The organism is Alcanivorax sp. HI0044 (genome assembly GCF_001634945.1).
In genome coordinates this window covers 1-3280 of record NZ_LWEZ01001205.1, presented here as the reverse complement: position 1 = coordinate 3280, position 3280 = coordinate 1, and the positions used below count along the sequence as shown (strand labels likewise).

Genomic DNA, 3280 nt, shown 5'->3' with positions numbered 1-3280 from the left:
TGTAATCCTTCGGGTTGATAAAGTCGGTGGCGCCGAACTGGCGGGCCAGGGTTTCCTTGGCCGGGTTGGTGTCGATGGCGCTGATGCGTTCTGCCTTTGCCATCACCGCGCCCTGAATCACCGACAGGCCGATGCCGCCGAGACCGAACACCGCAACGGTGGATCCGGCTTCTACCTTGGCGGTATTGAGTACCGCGCCAATGCCGGTGNCCACGGCCGCAACCCGGAATATATCGACCGGAACTACGCGGGGGTTTTCATCATCTGGGATCGCCTGTTCGACACCTTCGTGGAAGAAAAAGACGACCAACCGGTGGAATACGGCATCACCCGCCCGGTGTACAGCAACAGCCTTGTGGTGAACTGGTGCCATGAATACGCAGACATGTTCCGGGCCATCCGCCAGAAAGGCCCGCTTGGGCAGCGCCTCAAACACCTGTGGAAACCACCGGAATGGGAACGAAACGATAATAGTTGAGAGTTGATAGTGGACAGTTGACAGCGGCGCGAAACAGCCACTGCCAACTTTCAAACGCAAGAGGCCGCGCCCAAACTCTGGACGCGGCCTCTTGCGCTTCAAGATAAAGAAGAAACCGTCCGCGTAGCTGTCAACTGTCCACTATCAACTGTCAACTGCCTTCAGCGCCTGCTGATAGAAACCCCACGCCATCACCCCCGCCAGCACATTGCCGAAGGCCGCGCCCAGGGCAAAGCCACCAAAACCACCCAACTCGAAGCCCAGCCACAACAACGGCAAATAGCACAGGAACAGCCGCAAGAAAGAAATCAGCATGGCACGCATGGGCCAGCCCAGCGCATTGCTGGCCGATACCACCAACATGCAGACGCCCAGAAAACCATAGCTGGGCGGCATCCAGCGAATCAGCACGGTCAGGAAGGCCTGCACCGCCGGGGTGTCGACCAGTACGCTGGCCAGCGGCGCCGCCAGCAACGCCATCACCAGCCCCAGCAGCACCTGCCAGGCAACCACCATGCCCGCCGCCACCTGCATCAGCCGCCGCACAGTGGCCCAGTCGTTAGCGCCATAACAACGCCCCAGCCAGGGCGGCAGCGCCATGGTCATGCCCAGCACCAGCACGATGGAGAAACTTTCCAGGCGACTGGCCATGCCCCAGGCGGCCACCGCCTGGTCACCGGAGCGGGCCACCAGCGCCGTGGCCACCATGGCCGCCAACGGCGGCATCAACTGGCTGATCATGGCCGGGCCAGCGATCTGCGCAAACGGCCAGGCCGACGCACGCATCTGCACCAGCATACCAGCGCGTTGCACCCAACCCTTGCCCCGCAGAGACAGGGCCACAATCACGCCACCGAGGGAAAACGCCAGCAAGGTCGCCAGCGCCGCACCGGGCAAACCAAACCCCTGCCAATCGCCGATACCAAAAATCAGAATCGGATCGAACAGCAGATTCAGCAGGCTGGTGAGCACCATCATCATGCCGGGAAAACGTGTGTTGCCGTGGGCGCGGAACAGGCTGTAACCGAAGTACACCACCCCACCGACCCACATGGCCGGCACCTGCAAGGCCCAGTAGGGCCGGATCATGGCGCGAATCTCTTCACTGGCGCCGAGCAACGCAAAGGCAGGTTCCTGGATCAGCCACAACACCAGCACCAGCACACCCTGCAGCACACCACCGCCGACCAGCACCAGCGCCCCCAACCGGTTGGCCTGCTCCTGCTGGCCGGCACCGATGGCCCGGGAGATGAGCGCGGCAATGGCAATACCGATGCCCACCTGCACACCGATGACCAGAAACGCCAACGGAAAAGTGAACGACTGGGCCGCCAGCGGTGCGGTGCCCAGCCGGGCCACGAAGATACTGTCGACCAGATAAAAGCCCAGCAGGGACATGACGCCCATGGCCATGGGCCAGGTCTGCTGCCAGAGCTGGCGGACCAACGCCAGGGTTGGCAGGTTTGCAGTATGGGTTTGCGAAGTCTCGCTCACGTCTTGTCCTGTTGATCATCCACATCGCCGGGCTGGCGACCCTTACTGCGTTCATAGGTCACGATGGCACTGCCGATGCTACCGATCAGCATGCCCACCGACCCGATAATAAACAGCCAGGTACCGGCCCGCTGCCAGCTTTCCCAGAGAAAAAACACGCTGCCAATAACAAAGGTACCATTGCCGATCAGGCCCAGAGTGACGTGAAACCACTGGTACTGGTGGACCAATGCACGGGTCAGTGCCCAGCTGCTGGAGTCGGTGGAAGATGGCGCTGTCGATGTCATCGTGTTCCCTCTTGCCGCATGGGTGAGGGAGCCTAACACGGCCACCTGGGGCTGTCCGTCATCTCCCCGTGACAGTATGGCGGGCAATCGCAACCGTTCACAGGAGCGGTTGCAGGCGGTCCACCAGTTTGCCGGTTTCCACCAGCTCCAGAAATTCATCGCCCAGCCGCTGGCTTTCGGTTACCGCCTTGCGCCAATACGCCTCACGGCCGGCATCATCGCCAAGGTAATGTTTGAAGTCGGTGCGATCAGGCAGCTTGCCGTGGGGCAGACTGGCCAGATACTCCCGGGACGGGGACACCAGCAACAGGCGTCGCAACCGCTGTGGGTCACCGTTGCGCCAGCGCAGGGGCTTGTCGAACCAGCCGGGGATCACCCGGTCGGTGAAGTGCGGGTAGAGCACAATGCCATCACTCTGGTACGGCAGGTCCAGGTGATAGTCGAGCATACCGCCATCGCGATACACACCATCCGGCGCACCGGGCAGGGCCGTCACGCCATCGAGCACCATGGGAATGGCGGCGCTGGCCAACAACGTCGCCCGCAAATTGTCTGCCTGCAAATCCACATGGTGGGTGGTGAAATCATTGAGCGGCCCCACCGGCAAATCGTCGCCTGCCGGATAGACCAGCCCACGCTCCATAAATAACCCCGTGGCACGGCGACTGAGCAGATTGGTACCGATCAACCCCGCCAGCCCGAGCCCCAGGCCCAGACCACCGCTACGGGCCATCAGGCCACGGCTGCGAATCACCACGATCACCAGGCGATAATCCGGATTGTGCAAAATACGCTGGTCACGATCCTCCAGCAGTTCCGACAGCATCTGCTCGCAGCGATGGCTGACTTCTTTCGCCGTTATCCCCTTGGGGAAACGCTGCCGGGTGTAGAGGTCGGCCAGCCGGGACAGGCCACTGCGGGCATCATCGCCCATGGTGATGGCGGCAAAGCGCCAGCTGCCGATGGAGGCGCCAATCAAGGTACGCGGGCGCGGCGCCGACGGCAGGAAGTCGCCGAACAC

General features: G+C 62.1%; 4 protein-coding genes and 1 pseudogene. 1 reads left to right on the top strand and 4 read right to left on the bottom strand.

Annotated features, from left to right (window positions below; all coding sequences use genetic code 11):
• Positions 1-214, bottom strand: a pseudogene (locus tag A3730_RS29795) (zinc-binding dehydrogenase); the annotation flags it as partial.
• 75 nt (positions 215-289) lie between these two features.
• Between A3730_RS29795 and A3730_RS29790 the strand changes: the two are divergent.
• Positions 290-478, top strand: a complete 189-nt coding sequence (locus tag A3730_RS29790) for a hypothetical protein (RefSeq protein WP_156501228.1) — start codon at positions 290-292, stop codon at positions 476-478.
• A 144-nt stretch (positions 479-622) separates the two neighbouring features.
• On the opposite strand, the gene A3730_RS16540 is transcribed toward A3730_RS29790, so the two are convergent.
• The 3 genes from A3730_RS16540 to A3730_RS31760 all read right to left on the bottom strand — a co-directional run.
• Positions 623-1891, bottom strand: coding sequence for an MATE family efflux transporter (locus A3730_RS16540; protein WP_063521039.1), 1269 nt, complete (start codon positions 1889-1891; stop codon positions 623-625).
• A 77-nt stretch (positions 1892-1968) separates the two neighbouring features.
• Positions 1969-2259: a YrhK family protein gene (locus tag A3730_RS16535; RefSeq protein ID WP_063521588.1), complete on the bottom strand. Its 291-nt coding sequence runs from the start codon at positions 2257-2259 to the stop codon at positions 1969-1971.
• A 97-nt stretch (positions 2260-2356) separates the two neighbouring features.
• Positions 2357-3280, bottom strand: a 924-nt coding sequence (locus A3730_RS31760; protein WP_063538474.1) for a hypothetical protein, incomplete at its 5' end; no start/stop codon positions are given.